Below are 15778 nucleotides of genomic sequence, written 5' to 3' on the forward strand. Positions count from 1 at the left end.
AAGATTCTTTCCTTTACGACCTGTTAGATGTATCAAGATAATCGAATACCAGTTGTGAAAAAGCTTTCACCCCCAACAGCATTCCGTTGTCATCTACATAAAAATCAGGAGTGTGATGAGGGAAATAGGCATCTTCAGGTGCATCAGCGGGTTTTCCTCCTAGAAAGAAATAGAGTGCTGGTATTTCACGAGCGAAAAAGGAAAAATCTTCTGCACCTGTGGTGGCATTCATCTCGATGACCTTTTCTTCACCGGCAGCTCTTTTCAGCGATGGCACCATTTGTTTGGTAAGTTCCGGATCGTTATAGGTGATAGGCACTCCTTCAGCGATTTCTACAGTCGCCTCTGCCCGATAAGCAGCAGCTATGGCAGGTACGAGTTCTTTCATCCGCTGGTTTAGTTTTGACTGCATGTCGTAGTCGAGCGTTCTGATGGTCCCGATCATTTCCACAGATTCTGGAATGATGTTGTTGCGAACCCCTCCGCTAATTTTACCTACAGAGATCACCGCTGCTTCTTTGGTCAGTTCCATTTCCCGGCTAATTATCGACTGTAAGCCGTCGATGATCTGGGCAGCCGTAAAGATCGGGTCAACTCCGCCCCAGGGAGCGGAGCCATGGGTTTGTTTTCCTTTTACGTTGATCACGAAACGTTGAGCAGCGGCCATGGTACCTCCGGGTTTGTAGGCGATGGTACCTACGGGCAGGTATGAGGCTATATGGAGCCCGAATATGGCATCGACATCCGGATTCTTAAGTACTCCTTCGCTGACCATAAGTTTAGCGCCTCCTTCTTCTCCGGGAGGCGGACCTTCTTCTGCCGGTTGAAATATGAATTTGACCGTTCCGGCAAAATCATTGTTTTGAGAAAGAACTTCTGCCACTCCCATAAGAATGGCGATGTGGGTGTCATGGCCACAAGCATGCATCACCCCGGTTTCTTCGCCCAGAAAAGTCGTTGTCACTTCAGACTTAAAGGGTACGTCGGTGCGTTCGGTTACAGGAAGGGCATCAATGTCTGCACGCAGGGCCAGTACCTTTCCGGGGCGCCTGCCTTTCAGGGTGGCAACCACCCCTGTCTTGGCGACTCCCGTGGTCACCTCCATACCCAGCGATCTGAGATGGTCTGCGATCTTGCGGGCTGTTTCGAACTCACGATTTGAAAGCTCCGGGTTCTGATGAAAATCATGACGCCAGGAAATGACCTTCTCTTCGATGGCAGCGATGTCTTTTTCAAGGTTTTCCTGGGCCTGTACAACCGTTGTCAGGCAGAGAATCAAGGCCGGGAACAGTTTTCTTACTATCATATGTCAAAATTTTATGGGTCGGTAATCTTCGTTTTGAAATTTCACTAAAGCCATCATGGCAGAGGGCGCAAATTCCACCTCGGGAACAAGCATTTCCCTTGACAATTTGCGTTTTGCCACCGACTGACCGCAAACGACAATTCGAACGTTCTTTTCACTGAGGCTTTTGATCAAATCGGTATTGGGATTGCTGATCCCGAATTTCCGGCTATATGCCGTATTGTTCATCAGATCGAAAACAGCGGTACCGTGAATCACCAGTATCAGCGACTGCCGGTCTTGAGAAATACCGCTCTGAGCATTGATGTTTAAAAAGCGGGCCCCTGATTCGATCCTTCTGTTGACCGTACCGGGGGTTTCTGCCGAATCACTGATTTCGAAAATGGCCTTTAGTTCTTCCTTTTCCGAGAGGGCGATCTCGGGCTCAGGTATCTTATATACGGCTCCGAAATCATCGATCACGGGTCCGGTCTCAGCATGCTGAGCTGTAAGGCTCATGGTTGCTCCAAGCAGGGTATAGGCGAGTATGTGTTTTAGCTGCATCATCAGAATTTAATAAGCCGGTATTGATCATTTTGAAATTTCACCAGCGCTGTCATGGCCGAAAGTGCAAATTCAACCTCAGGTAAAGCGACAGCTTTGGTCAGGTTCCTGTTGGCGGCCGATTGGCCGCAGACCACCACCCGAACTCCCAGGTCATGCAGTTCTGCGATAAGTTCGGCATTCGGGTTGGAGATCCCGTATTTTTTGCGATATGCATCATTATTCAGAAGATCGTAGACCCCGCCGCCATGAATAATCAGCACTACCGCCTGCTGAGAGGTGGGAATATTATTCTGGGCGTGCAGGTTCAGATAACGGGCCGCCGATTCTATTAATGGATTTGGCTTATCTCTGTCATCGAATTGTCTGTTGATTTCGAACAAAGCCTTCAATTTTTCATTCTTGCCAATGGTTACATCCAGTTCAGGAACCGGAAAGACCGCTCCGTAATCATCTAAGACAGGTCCGGTCTTGGTGCGCTGGGCAGAAGTGGCTAAAAAGGTCAGGGTAAAAAGTAAGGTGAATAGGTAAGCTCTCATATAGATTTATGGTTAATACGTGTTAAATATACCATTTTCTGTTATCCCTGATTAAATTTTAAAATCGATCTTTACAGATCGCTCACATTTGGTTAAATTCACGCAGAATTTTTAACGGCGTTCTTGATCATCGAATTTCCGGATATTTTCAGGACAAATTCCGCCTCAAAACCTAGCACAGCATTGGAAAATTATATCGCAGAACTCAATGAAGCACAACAGGCACCCGTTTTACACAAAGACGGAGCCCTTATGGTCATAGCCGGAGCCGGTTCGGGCAAGACCCGGGTGCTTACCTATCGCATCGCATACCTGATGAATCAGGGAATAGACCCGTTTAATATTCTTGCTCTTACCTTTACCAATAAGGCGGCCAGGGAAATGAAAAAGCGAATTGCCGATATCGTGGGTGATAGCGAGGCCAAGAACCTTTGGATGGGAACCTTTCACTCGGTATTCGCCAAAATTCTGCGTATTGAGGCTGATAAACTGGGCTACCCGTCTAATTTCACGATTTACGACACCCAGGACTCCCAGCGATTGATCAATTCGATCATCAAGGAAATGGGTCTTGATAAAGACGTCTATAAGTACAAACAGGTACAAAACCGTATTTCATCGTATAAGAATAACCTGATCACCGTTAAAGCCTATTTTAACAACCCTGAGCTAATGGAAGCCGATGCCATGGCAAAAAGGCCGAGGCTGGGGGAGATCTATAACGAATATTGTGAGCGTTGCTTTAAGGCGGGAGCGATGGATTTTGATGATCTCCTGCTGAAGACCAATGAACTGCTGAATCGGTTTCCGGATGTACTGGCCAAATACCAGGAACGTTTCCGCTACATCCTGGTCGATGAGTACCAGGATACGAATCACTCTCAGTACCTTATCGTTAAGGCATTGTCAGACCGGTATCAGAATATTTGCGTGGTAGGTGACGATGCCCAGAGTATCTATGCTTTTCGTGGTGCGAACATCAATAATATCCTGAATTTTCAGAGGGATTATGACGATGTGGCTATGTATCGTCTGGAACAGAATTACCGTTCGACCAGAAACATAGTTAACGCTGCCAATTCGGTGATCGAAAAGAACAAGACCAGGCTGGAGAAAGTGGTTTGGACCGACAATGAAGACGGAAACCCGATTAAAGTACACCGATCGTCTACCGATGCCGAAGAGGGCCGCTTTGTGGCTTCCTCCATATTTGAGCATATGATGCAGCAGCAATTAAGTGAAAGCAATTTTGCTGTTTTGTACCGAACCAATTCTCAGTCGCGTGCCATAGAAGATGCCCTCAGAAGGAAAGACATCCCTTATCGTATCTATGGCGGTTTATCGTTCTATCAGAGGAAAGAGATTAAAGATGTACTGGCCTATCTCAGACTGGTATTGAATCCGAAAGACGAAGAGGCATTGGTAAGGGTGATCAATTACCCGGCTCGTGGAATCGGGCAGACCACCCTTGAAAAACTTACCGTTGCTGCCAACCACTACAAGCGATCGATCTTTGAGGTGATGTCTAATCTCGATAAGATCAATCTGAAGATAAATAGTGGTACACGGCGTAAGCTGGAAGATTTCGTCACCATGATCGAAAGTTTCAGGGTTACGAATCAATCGGCAGATGCCTTTGTACTGGCTGAACACGTGGCTAAAAAAACCGGATTGCTTCAGGAGTTTAAAAAAGACGGGACTCCCGAAGGAATTGCCCGAATGGAAAACGTTGAGGAACTGCTGAACGGTATACAGGATTTTGTCGAGGGGCAAAAGGAAGTGGCCGATGCCGAGGGCAGCCTGTCTGAATTCCTGGAAGATGTGGCCCTGGCAACCGACCTTGATAACGAAACGGGAGATGAAGATCGCGTGGCATTGATGACTATTCACCTGGCGAAAGGCCTTGAATTCCCTTATGTTTATATCGTGGGTATGGAAGAAGATCTTTTTCCATCAGCTATGAGTATGAATACCCGTAGCGAACTGGAGGAAGAACGCAGGTTGTTCTATGTGGCGTTGACCCGTGCCGAGAAACAGGCATATCTCACATATACCCAGAGCCGGTACCGTTGGGGAAAGCTCATCGATGCAGAACCCAGTCGTTTTATCGAGGAGATAGAAGAGAAATACCTCGAACACCTGACTCCTCCGGTTGACAGCAGTTACCGGTATAAACCACTGATGAACACCGATATTTTTGGCGATGTTGACAAAAGCAAACTCCGGCAGACAAAGCCGGTTTCTGGCACGCCGCCACAAAAGCCGAAACCTTCCGAAGAGAAGCTCAGAAAACTTCGCAAAGTGAAGCCTGATCTGGGCAATCCGAAACCTTCTAACAACAAAATTCCGGAGAACCTGGTGGAAGGAGCCCGCATAGAGCACACCCGTTTTGGAAGGGGAGAGGTATTGAAGCTTGAAGGCGTTGGCAACGATAAAAAGGCAGAGATTCGTTTTGATAATGGAGATGTGAAAAAGCTGCTGCTAAGGTTTGCAAAACTGGAGGTGATCAGTTAAACTTATTTGACTGGGTTTGAGTATCTTTACCATAAGCATTTTTACTTATGGCAGAACTTATACGCATCTACGAAGAGAACCCCAACCCGAAAGAGATCAAGAAGGTGGTCGACGTTTTGAGAAAAGGCGGACTCATCATCTATCCGACAGATACGGTTTATGGTCTGGGTTGTGATATCACCAATTCAAAGGCTTTAGAAAGGATCGCCTGGATCAAGGGTGTAAAATTGGAAAAAGCCAATTTCTCATTTATATGTGCAGACCTGAGCAACCTCTCTGATTATGCCAGGCAGCTGGATACGCCTACTTTTAAAATTCTCAAAAGAGCCCTCCCGGGACCTTATACCTTTATCCTGCCCGGGAATAATAACCTTCCTAAAGACTTCAGAAAAAAGAAAACAGTGGGTATTCGTGTACCTGATAACAATATTGCCCGTACCCTGGTAACCCAGTTGGGAAATCCGATTGTATCGACTTCCATCAGGGACGAAGATGAAGTGATCGAGTATACCACAGATCCCGAGTTGATACACGAAAAATGGGATAAGCTTGTCGATATAGTGATCGATGGGGGCTATGGAGATAATGCACCTTCTACCGTGATCGACCTTTCAGGAGATGTTCCTGAGATCGTCAGGGAAGGGAAGGGAGATGTCAGTGTGATCAGCTGATCACCGGTTGAATATAGACAAGACAACCCTTCTGCTTAGTTGATGAAAATAGCATAGAATAAAAAAAGCTGCCCGAAGGCAGCTTTTAATATATTATCTCAACAACTGTGATTAGTTGATGTTAGGATCTTTCATTCCTTCTTCGATCATGCTGTAGAACTGATCGATTTTTGGAAGAACAACGATTCTGGTTCTTCTGTTCTTAGCTTTACCTTCTCTGGTAGAGTTATCAGCTACCGGGATGTACTCTCCGCGACCTGCTGCGGTCATTCTGGCAGGAGATACCCCAAAGTCATCCTGAAGAATTCTTACTACGGCAGTAGCACGAAGTACAGACAGATCCCAGTTATCTTTGATAGCAGCTGTGCTGATAGGATCGGTGTCGGTGTGTCCTTCAACCATGAATTCGAAATCAGGCTTGTTTTTAACTACGGTAGCAACTTTACCAAGTACTTCTTTAGCTCTTGGAGTTACAACGGTACTACCACTTCTGAATAACAGCTTATCTGAAATATTTACATAAACCACTCCTTTTTCTACGCTGATGTTGATGTCTTCGTCATCAAGATTTCCAAGCACTCCTTTCAGGCTCTGTACCAACGCAAGATTCACAGAATCTCTGCGGGTTACGGCATCTTGTAGTTTTCTTATGGTAAGGTCTTTTTCTCTTAAGCTTTCCAGTGATTTTTCAAGGTTTTCTGCTCCTTTGGTAGTAAGGGTGGTCAGATTACCCATATTGTTGATAAGTTCCTGATTGTTTGCTTTCAACAGGTCGTTTTGCTGCTTCAGGCTTTCCATTTCAGCCATAGCAGAAGCTTTTTCTTCAAGACAGGTGTTCAACTTTACAGTAGCAGAATTAAGTAGGTCCTGTGATTCTTTGTATTTGCTCTCAAGTTCAGAGTATTTCTTAGAAGACACACAAGATGTTAGGATTACCGCACTTAGGGCACCTAATAATAGAATTCTTTTCATAATTGTGATTTTACTTATTTATAGGGTTTACTGATATTAACGCAAAAATATGTAAAAAGCAAGAGGGCCTTCCGGCAAATTAGTTAATTTTTTATTAATTGCATTGTGCTCACTGGGGTGAACGGGGATCGGACGAAACCACCTGCTTGTACAACTTCCTTCTATATACGAAATAGCTTAGCACTATGGATGTGCATTTGTAATATTTTATGTCCTTATTGACGAAGTCTCTTTTTTTCAACATTTTACCGAGGTTGCGGTAGAAACTCAGATGAGCTTTGAAAACAGCAGCGAAGTGTCTGACTTTCAGCTGAAAGAGAAAACGCGCAGCCGCAATTCCATCGAGAAGTAACCTGGCGATGAGAAGAGGTAATACTTTTCTGCGCGGAAGATTTTTAGTGATCGAAAACAACGAGTTTCTGAAATTCAGAAACGTTTTTTGCGGATTCATGGCATTCAGAGTGGCTCCCCCCACATGATACACCACTGAGCTCCCTATATATCTGATCTGATAGCCTCTGTTGATGGTTTTCCAGCAGAAGTCGATCTCTTCCTGGTGGGCAAAATAATCCTCATCAAACCCACCGTTGGAAACGAATACTTCCTTCCTTACAAACATACAGGCACCGCTGGCCCAGAATATCCCGAAGTGATCGTTGTATTGTCCGTTATCCTTCTCAAGTGACTGAAAGATCCTTCCCCTGCAGAAAGGATAACCGAGACGGTCTATGAACCCACCCGCAGCACCGGCGTACTCGAAAAACTCAGGATTTTTATAATCGAGAATTTTGGGCTGAGCAACGGCCAGGTGTTGGTCCTTTTCAAAGGCTTCAATGATCGGTGTAAGCCAGCCCTGCGTTACTTCGACATCAGAATTTAAAAGGCAGAACAGATCTGCCTCAATATGTTGAAGGGCGTCGTTGTAGCCCTTGGCATAACCACCGTTTACCGAATTCTGAACAAGTTTTACTTCTGGGTAATTTTCCCTTACAAAGGCAACAGAATCATCGGAAGAGGCATTATCTGCAACCCAGACGGTCGCTTCCTTACTGTGATTCACGACTGAAGGGAGGAACTTTTCAAGCAGTTCCTTGCCGTTCCAGTTCAATATGACTATTGCGATCTTCATGCTTATGGGGCTTGGCCGCGTGCGGGCCGGACGTACTTTTAGGGTGATGCAAATTAACGCATATATGGCGGAATAGCCTTAAGGAAAACATATTTTTCTTTCTCGTAATCCATCTGTGCATAGATATGTTTTAATCCATTGGTAACCATGAGGTAACGACCGTTCAGCACACGGTTATAACGGGCGATTTGATCAAATACTTTCTGATCTACCGCCACATCCGGCTGTTTACATTCGACAAGCACCTCGATATCTCCCCGTGTATTAAAAACCACCACATCGTATCTTCTGGATAGTCCGTTAACCTTTAGTTCCTTTTCAACATTGATCAGTGACATGGGGTAACCGAGCTCCTGGTTCAAAAACTGTATCACGTGCTGCCGAACCCATTCTTCAGGCTGTAGCACGATAAATTTTTTGCGTACCGGGTCGAAAATGTGGATTTTATTTTCCCTATTTTTGAATCGAAAGTGGTAGGGCGGAAAGTTTAGATCTTGCATATGGCAAATATGTAAAACGGCCGTCGCTTTTAAAACAATATACCCTTAAATTTTCAAATTCGACTTTAACCTTTCTCCATGGATCAGGTAAAAAAAATCGTTTCAGATATCAAAAAGGGGCAGATCAGCCCCGTATATTTTTTATTTGGTGAAGAACCTTATTACATAGATCGTATTTCAGACTTTATCGAAGATAATGTCCTGTCGGAAGAAGAAAAGGGCTTCAATCAGGTGATTCTTTATGGTAAGGAGGTTACGGTAGATGATATCGTGGCTAATGCCAAGCGTTATCCAATGATGGCCGAAAGGCAGGTCGTGATTGTAAAGGAAGCGCAGCATCTCGCCCGGAGCATCGAAAAGCTCGAACCATATATTAACGATCCGCAACCCACTACGGTTCTGGTGTTTTGCTATAAGCACAAAAAACCGGATGGAAGGCTGAAGGTGTTTAAGACCTTAAAGAAAAAAGGGGTCTACTTCGAAAGTAAAAAGCTTTACGAGAATCAGGTAGCCGACTGGATCAGGAAGGTATTGGCCGGGAACGATTACAGCATCACGCCGAAGGCGGCACAAATGCTCGTTGAATTTCTGGGCACAGACCTGAGTAAGGTGCATAATGAACTTGAAAAACTGAAGGTGGTGCTGCCAAAAGGAAGTAATATAACTCCTGAAGTGATAGAGCAGAATATCGGTATCAGTAAAGACTATAACAATTTTGAATTGCGAAATGCCATAGGAGGCAGGGATTTTAAGAAAGCGATACAGATCGTTACTTATTTCTCACAAAACCCAAAAGACAACCCGGTGGTGGTCACACTGGCATTGTTATTCTCTTACTTTTCTACCCTGATGCAATATCATGCGCTGGATGATCACTCGAATAAACATGTGGCCTCAGTTCTGAAAATACCTCCCTATTTCGTAAAGGATTATCAGCAGGCGGCTCATAATTACCCTATGAAGAAAGTGAGTCGGGTGATCAATTATATAAGGGAGGCAGATATGAAGTTTAAGGGAGTAGGGGCTCACAGAATATCACAGGAAGATCTGCTGAAAGAGCTAATGGTGAAAATAATGGCATAAAAAAACCCCGGAGATGCCGGGGTTTTGTTTTATCTGTGATCTTTACTTAGGTGAGTTCCGGATATTTTTCCGGGTTTGTTTCATGCATGATCGCGTACACTTTTTCGAAGATATCTTCTGCATTAGGTTTGGAGAAATAGTCTCCGTCACTGGCGTAAGCCGGTCTGTGAGCTTTGGCTGTAAGTGTTTGCGGTGCACTGTCGAGGTAACGGTAACCACCCTGGTTCTCAACAATCTCCTGCAGCAGGTAAGCTGATGCTCCTCCTGGAACATCTTCGTCAACAACCAGCAGGCGATTGGTTTTGGCCAGGCTCTTTACCGTATCATGATTGATGTCAAATGGCAACAGGGTCTGGGCATCGATCACTTCAGCATCGATTCCTACTTCCAGTAATTCCTGTGCCACCTGCTCGACGATTCTCAGTGTGGATCCGTATGATACAATGGTGATGTCTTTACCTTCCCTGATCGTTTCAATTACTCCTATAGGCGTTTTAAGCTCTCCAAGATTGGAGGGCAGCTGTTCTTTCAGTCGGTATCCGTTGAGACTTTCGACCACCAGAGCAGGTTCATCGCTTTCCATCAGGGTGTTATAGAAACCGGCAGCTTTTGTCATGTTTCTGGGCGTGAGTATGTACATACCTCTTAAAAGGTGGATAAGTCCACCCATTGGTGATCCGGCATGCCAGATTCCCTCCAGACGATGACCGCGCGTTCTGACGATCAGCGGAGCCTTTTGCTTACCGGCGCTTCGGTAGAGGAGGGTAGCCAGGTCATCGCTCAATACGTGCATCGCATAGAGTATATAGTCCAGGTACTGAATTTCTGCGATGGGTCGCAGACCTCTCATAGCCATTCCTATACCTTGTCCGATTATAGTGGCTTCCCGTATTCCGGTATCTGAGATACGTGTTTCACCGTATTTATCCTGCAGGCCTTCAAGCCCCTGGTTTACGTCTCCGATATTACCGCTGTCTTCTCCAAAGATCAGGGCGTTCTTATGTTTTTCGAAAAGCTTATCGAAGTTATCTCTCAATACAATACGACCATCGACCGTTTTGGGCTCGGCGTCATACTTCGGCAGCACTTCTCTTACGTTGGTCGCGTTGAGTTTTGTCTCGCTGTAAAGGTGAGAACTGTAATCAGGCTGGGTGCGGGCATAATAGTTCTTGATCCATCGCTTCAGTGCCGTCTTCGCAGGACCTTCTTCCGTACGAACATACCGAAGGGCTCTTCTGGCCGTTGTGATCACATGACGCTTGACCGGTTCATCTTTGGCGATCAGATCGTTCTTTAAGCGGTCGATAAAATTCTTGTTGGCACTTTCCCTGGAAAGGTTGGTCAACAGGTTGACCACTTCTTCCTTTGAGGCTTTTATGGGTGCCAGGAACTCTGACCAGGCTTCTTTTTTCTTTTCCCGTACTTCTTTTTTAATGCTTTTTTCAAGGGAGCTGAGCTCTTCTTCAGTGGCGAGATTGTTTTCGATCATCCACTGTCTCATTTTCAGATTGCAATCGTGCTCTTGTTCCCATTCAAGGCGATCCTCAGATTTATAACGCTCATGTGAGCCTGAAGTTGAGTGCCCCTGGGGTTGCGTAAGCTCTGTCACGTGTATCATCACCGGGACATGTTCCTCTCGGGCGATCTTACCGGCTCTTTCGTAGGCCTCGATTAAAGCAGGGTAGTCCCAGCCTTGAACCACGATGATCTCATAACCTTCATCACTCTTGGTACGCTGAAACCCCTTTAAGATCTCTGATATGTTTTCTTTGGTGGTCTGATGTTTTGCATGAACCGATATCCCGTATTCATCATCCCAGATGCTGATAACCATTGGGACCTGCATGACCCCGGCCGCGTTGAATGTCTCAAAGAAAAGGCCTTCACTGGTACTGGCGTTTCCGATGGTACCCCAGGCGACTTCGTTTCCGTTAACTGAAAACTTATCTGATGGAATATCCTTCTCGTTGCGGTAAACCTTAGAAGCCTGAGCCAGACCTAAAAGCCTCGGCATTTGTCCGCCGGTCGGTGATATATCTGAACTGCTGTTTTTTTGCTTGGTCAGATCCTCCCAGCTACCATCAGGTCGTATGCTTTGCGTAAGAAAATGCCCTCCCATCTGGCGCCCTGCACTCATGGGTTCCTTTTCGATATCGGTATGTGCATATAAGCCGGCAAAGAAATTTTTGATATTCAGTTCGCCGATAGCCATCATGAAGGTTTGATCACGGTAGTAACCGCTTCTGAAATCACCATTGCGAAAAGCTCGGGCCATCGCCAGTTGCGGAACCTCTTTCCCGTCACCGAAAATACCGAACTTCGCTTTACCCGTAAGCACTTCCCGGCGCCCGAGTAAACTGCATTCGCGGCTTGTCACGGCTATTTGATAATCGTTAAGTACCTGTTCTTTGAAGGTGTCGAAAGATATATCTTCCTGTGTTTGGGCTTTTGTCTGCATAGCATATTCTTGTGAGCTCAGCAAAAATAGCGAAAAACATCAAGTTTTGCAACGGCCGGGTTTATGGGTTACTAACAATTATTCAATAATTTGCTCCGATTGTTTAAAATCATGCATAATTTTCAGCATATGGAATATTTTGTTGAATTATTCATAAATTTTAGAAGATTGCTGCGCTGTATGGCAAAATAAATTTAGCAGCAAATTAACGAGTATGGTACTCAGAACCATTTTCGGGTGAACAGCCCGATCAGGGTCTTGGGACTCAGGGTGATAATGAAACGAATTCGCGAACTGTAGTTCTCGGCTGAAAGTTCCCAGCCGTTATTGGAGTACACAGGGAAGTACAATTCGAAATAATCGGTTACCAGGTTCGCTCTGATGCCCGAGTCGTAGACAAAACGACCTTCCTGATCAAGGTCTTTTATCCAACCTACATCACCGTATACTTCCACCCACCGCCAAAGGTTCACGCTGGCATTGGCCGTGACCATAAGGTCACTGGCGAAGGGGTTTGTAAGCCTTGATTTGAAACCTCCCTCAGCAATGATTATCTGCTGGCTGGAAAGACCTGTGTCTTCTGATCGTCCGAGATAGTTATAGTCAAAGAGATAATCGGTAGGGCGGTCAAGAGCAAAACTGAAAAAGTCTGAATTGGTCTGGTTGTAGATAAACTTACCGGCGAAAAGGCGCAGGTTAAACTGCCGGTTGTTTTCGTAAAGCTTTCTGAACTCCCAGTTGAAACTGATTTTGGCAAACTCATTCGAAACCTGAAGGTCAGCGAACCATGATTTATAATCAATGATACCGTTGTTGGAATAAACATATCTCGCGTTGAATACACTGTAATCAGGGTCGGTGTCGATTATGGGAGATTCCTGTCGCAGTACGTTGACAAACCTCAGGTTCAAAAACTCACGTTCGTTAGACCTGAGGTCTTTCCCCCTGAATCCCATGGTCAGGGCAGGGGTGATAGTGCTGTACCTCGCATTGGGGGCATAATGAAATGAGGATCCCTGTAACGAGGCGGTTACCACATACATGCTTCCTTCTTCGAGATATTTTCTGTATCGCAGGGAGCCTGAGCCAACCAGGCTCTGTTCTCTGATAGCATACGAGGGCTCGAGATCATAGATAAATGGTCTTTCGAGAAAGGTCTTATTGTAGAGTCTCAGTCCGGGGGTGAAACCATCATAGATATTATACCTGAAGACCGGGACATAAAGCACCTGATAGTAAAAAGGATCTTCGAGATCTTTGAAGAATCTGAATTGAAAACTCTTATTGGTGCTGAAAAAGCCTTGGGTGGTTCGCCAGTTATCCCTTTCGTTGAATTCGGGTATGACCCGGTCATAATTCAAAGCCAGCCGGTCAATGCTGTCACGGGGAATGGCGACCGTTTTTTCATCGATTATGTCGTCATACCATTGTTTGAAAACCACTGAATCCCGGTTATCGATTCCAAATAGGGTTATGGGGGCATTGGTCTTGCGTTTATTCTTCAACGTGACAAAAAGGGAATCGTCGGTTTTCTGTAGCTTTTTAATGTTGAAGTCTATTTTTTTCCGGGTAGCGATATAGGTGTCAAAGAACCAGTCGAGTGGTTTATTGCTGTTTTGTCTCAGGATCGCCTCAAAATCCTTCGGATAGGATCTATTACCTTTGAAATTTTCATAGAAGGTTTTAATGCTGGTATCGACTACATCTTCCCCCAGGTAACTGTCGAGATAAGAAAGCCCAACACCCACCTTGTATTTATTTGCGATCTTTTCGTTAAACTTGATCAGTGAGTCCCGCGGCTGACCGAGTGGTTGATCCAGGTTTCTTCGGGCCATAAGTGTATACAACAGCGGATATTGATCGTTGAAATCAAGTTTTGCGAAATTAAAGCCTCTTACAAGAAGGTTATCAGACAGGTTTCCAAGAAGCTTCATGTCGGGATAGAATGTTTCGACATATTTCATCATAAGAAAGGTCTGTATACCATCTGCCACCCAGTTGTTTTTTCGGTAATCCAGGAAGAGACTGTTCTCCAGGAAATTGTTCAGGGTGGTTTTCAGCAGCTTAAGCTCGTATTGAAAAGACTCGGGAAAGGGTCTGATAAAGGAGGGCAGCTGATTGAGACCGTAGAGAGGGTTCTTGTCATAGTCAATCTGGGTTACCAGCAGCTTTTCATGCGGATAGGCGCCTAAATTTTCAGTGATGAACCGAACGATCTGGTCTGCCGCAACTGCCTTACCCACATCACTCATATCTTTGGCAGCAAGATCGGTTATAAGGGTAAGTTGTTCATTTCTGAATGCCTCGAAATTGCTTTCCTGTCTTAGAAACAGTCTGGCGTCTGAACGATCTTCCCCGTAAAGCACGGTTCTGGTATTCAGGTTTTCGGTATTCCGGGTCACGATTTCGAGATCTGTAATTAGCGTGTACTTTTCAGGATAAACAAATCGTATTTCCAGAGATTTGGTATGCGGGGCCAGGTCATCCAGATCTTTGTTGCTGTAGATTTTCCATTCCCCCTCGTCATAAATCCCGGGTATCAGATACCAGTACCTAAGGTTGTAGTTTCCTTCAGACGTAAAGCCGTACCCGGTAAAAGAGGCATTGGGCAGATCGTTGATATAGGAAAGGCGTAAGAGGAACTGTTGATCAGGATAGACGGGGAATTTTAATTGTATCCTGATGATATCTGCCTCCGTTCGTTCCCAATCCAAAAAATTGTAGTTCCGGTCGGTGATGGTGTTGATTCTTGTTGATCCGCGGTCTTCCTTTTTGGCAAGATGCAGGCTTTTGTTGAACTCCTCCCCGAAACGAGCTGCCAGAGCGGTATTCTTGTTGGAATAGGAGTGGTTCCAGTCGTAGAGATAAATCGAATTTAGCGTATCTTTACTGGTATTATGAAACAGGATTTCCTGTTGAATCTGCAAACTTCTTGAATTCGGAAGTAAATGTGCTTCAATGCTGTGGCTGCTCTGTGAAAAACCGGTATGCAGGATCATGAGTACCAATCCTGCGATCAATCTTTTCAGAAAAGAGTTGTTGACATAGACGAATCGGCCGCCATTGTTGGGTCTTTCGGGCATAAAAAGGAAAAGTTGTTGATTCAAGTGCCTTTGTTGCAATATTATTGAAAAAAAAGAATGTAAATAAGTAATTACCTAAAAGAAAACAGCCAAAATAATTTCTCATATCATGTATCTCTCCAGTGTAAAACCTAACGAATATTCTGATTTTTATAAGAATTACATCAGAAGCCTTGATGAAGTCGATCTTGTGGAGGAGCTCAGGGCCAGAAAGAAAGTCTTTAACGATTTATTGAAGGAGGTGCCGGCGCAAAAATTTCTTTTTGCATACGCTGAAAACAAATGGACTCTGGCAGAATTAATCCTTCATATTACCGATGCTGAACGTGTGTTTCTATACAGGGCCCTGCGCTTTGCCAGAAATGACAATACCGATCTGCCCGGATTCGACCAGGATGATTATGTTTTGACCGGTCGTGCCAATACGCGCTCTCCTGAGCATCTTCTCAAAGAGTTCAACAGCGTTAGAGACAGTTCAATAACCCTGTTCGAATCTTTTGATGAAGAAATGCTGAAGCGAATGGGTAATGCTAACGGATTTCCCATGTCGGTAAGGGCTATCGGTTTCGTGATAAGCGGGCACCAAAAGCATCATGAAAAGTATATCAGGGAACGTTATCTTGCAGATGAATAAAAAAAAGAGCCCTTTTAATCAGGGCTCTTTACTTTTAATCTTCGTCGTCGTCATCGTCATCATCAGGGATCTGGACCTCGTCATCTCCGAGATCAGTTTCCTCTGAAGAGAACATGTCATCGTCGTCGTCTTCGTCAAAATTCTCCATAGTATTGGCCAGTTTCGTACTGACCTTGACAAGGTATACGGTATCGTCGGTTCGTACCTCAACGGCCTCTACCGATTCATTGTTCGCGTTTCTGAACCGAATGATATCATCGTCACCGTAACCGTCAGGATACTTCTCTACCAACATTGACAATATGTCGTTGGTAAGTTTCTTATAGTCAACAATTACACGTCTCAT

The 15778-nt window shown here is 45.0% G+C and carries 13 protein-coding genes; 4 read left to right on the forward strand and 9 right to left on the reverse strand.

Annotation, left to right across the window (positions count from 1 at the left end; translation table 11 throughout):
- Positions 1-13 precede the first annotated feature (13 nt).
- Genes K7R10_RS00555 through K7R10_RS00565 form a run of 3 tightly spaced genes read right to left on the reverse strand, consistent with a single transcriptional unit; the run spans position 14 to position 2388 of the window.
- A complete protein-coding gene (locus K7R10_RS00555; protein ID WP_224482726.1) occupies positions 14-1306 on the reverse strand; it encodes an amidohydrolase in 1293 nt (430 codons plus the stop codon).
- A gap of 3 nt (positions 1307-1309) precedes the next feature.
- Positions 1310-1852: a DsrE family protein gene (locus K7R10_RS00560; RefSeq protein ID WP_224482727.1), complete on the reverse strand. Its 543-nt coding sequence runs from the start codon at positions 1850-1852 to the stop codon at positions 1310-1312.
- Positions 1852-2388, reverse strand: coding sequence for a DsrE family protein (locus tag K7R10_RS00565; protein ID WP_224482728.1), 537 nt, complete (start codon positions 2386-2388; stop codon positions 1852-1854). Before K7R10_RS00565 ends, K7R10_RS00560 begins: the two co-directional genes overlap by 1 nt.
- 183 nt (positions 2389-2571) lie before the next feature.
- On the opposite strand from K7R10_RS00565, the gene K7R10_RS00570 reads away from it, so the two are divergent.
- A complete protein-coding gene (locus K7R10_RS00570) occupies positions 2572-4902 on the forward strand; it encodes an ATP-dependent helicase (protein ID WP_224482729.1) in 2331 nt (776 codons plus the stop codon).
- Between the two features lie 47 nt (positions 4903-4949).
- Positions 4950-5573, forward strand: coding sequence for an L-threonylcarbamoyladenylate synthase (locus tag K7R10_RS00575; protein WP_224482730.1), 624 nt, complete (start codon positions 4950-4952; stop codon positions 5571-5573).
- 111 nt (positions 5574-5684) lie between these two features.
- Here the strand turns inward: K7R10_RS00575 and K7R10_RS00580 are convergent, their stop codons facing one another.
- The 3 genes from K7R10_RS00580 to K7R10_RS00590 form a co-directional block, all read right to left on the reverse strand.
- The gene (locus K7R10_RS00580; protein WP_224482731.1) at positions 5685-6545 is read right to left on the reverse strand and encodes an OmpA/MotB family protein; all 861 of its coding nucleotides are present in this window, start codon (positions 6543-6545) and stop codon (positions 5685-5687) included.
- 109 nt (positions 6546-6654) lie between these two features.
- Positions 6655-7674, reverse strand: coding sequence for a glycosyltransferase family 2 protein (locus K7R10_RS00585; RefSeq protein WP_224482732.1), 1020 nt, complete (start codon positions 7672-7674; stop codon positions 6655-6657).
- 53 nt (positions 7675-7727) lie between these two features.
- The gene (locus K7R10_RS00590) at positions 7728-8174 is read right to left on the reverse strand and encodes a type I restriction enzyme HsdR N-terminal domain-containing protein (protein ID WP_224482733.1); all 447 of its coding nucleotides are present in this window, start codon (positions 8172-8174) and stop codon (positions 7728-7730) included.
- 78 nt (positions 8175-8252) lie between these two features.
- Here K7R10_RS00590 and holA point away from each other — a divergent pair, with 78 nt between their 5' ends.
- Positions 8253-9257, forward strand: a complete 1005-nt coding sequence (gene holA, locus K7R10_RS00595) for a DNA polymerase III subunit delta (protein ID WP_224482734.1) — start codon at positions 8253-8255, stop codon at positions 9255-9257.
- Positions 9258-9303: 46 nt separating this feature from the next.
- On the opposite strand, the gene K7R10_RS00600 is transcribed toward holA, so the two are convergent.
- Both K7R10_RS00600 and K7R10_RS00605 read right to left on the reverse strand, forming a co-directional pair.
- The gene (locus K7R10_RS00600; RefSeq protein ID WP_224482735.1) at positions 9304-11715 is read right to left on the reverse strand and encodes an alpha-ketoacid dehydrogenase subunit alpha/beta; all 2412 of its coding nucleotides are present in this window, start codon (positions 11713-11715) and stop codon (positions 9304-9306) included.
- Positions 11716-11936: 221 nt separating this feature from the next.
- The gene (locus K7R10_RS00605) at positions 11937-14798 is read right to left on the reverse strand and encodes a gluzincin family metallopeptidase (protein WP_224482736.1); all 2862 of its coding nucleotides are present in this window, start codon (positions 14796-14798) and stop codon (positions 11937-11939) included.
- Positions 14799-14907: 109 nt separating this feature from the next.
- Between K7R10_RS00605 and K7R10_RS00610 the strand changes: the two genes are divergently transcribed.
- Entirely contained in the window at positions 14908-15432 is a 525-nt protein-coding gene (locus tag K7R10_RS00610; protein WP_224482737.1) for a DinB family protein, read from the forward strand.
- A gap of 34 nt (positions 15433-15466) precedes the next feature.
- Here K7R10_RS00610 and K7R10_RS00615 read toward each other — a convergent pair whose 3' ends face one another.
- Positions 15467-15778: a hypothetical protein gene (locus K7R10_RS00615; RefSeq protein WP_224482738.1), complete on the reverse strand. Its 312-nt coding sequence runs from the start codon at positions 15776-15778 to the stop codon at positions 15467-15469.

The organism is Robertkochia aurantiaca (assembly GCF_020166495.1).
Taxonomy (GTDB): domain Bacteria; phylum Bacteroidota; class Bacteroidia; order Flavobacteriales; family Flavobacteriaceae; genus Robertkochia; species Robertkochia aurantiaca.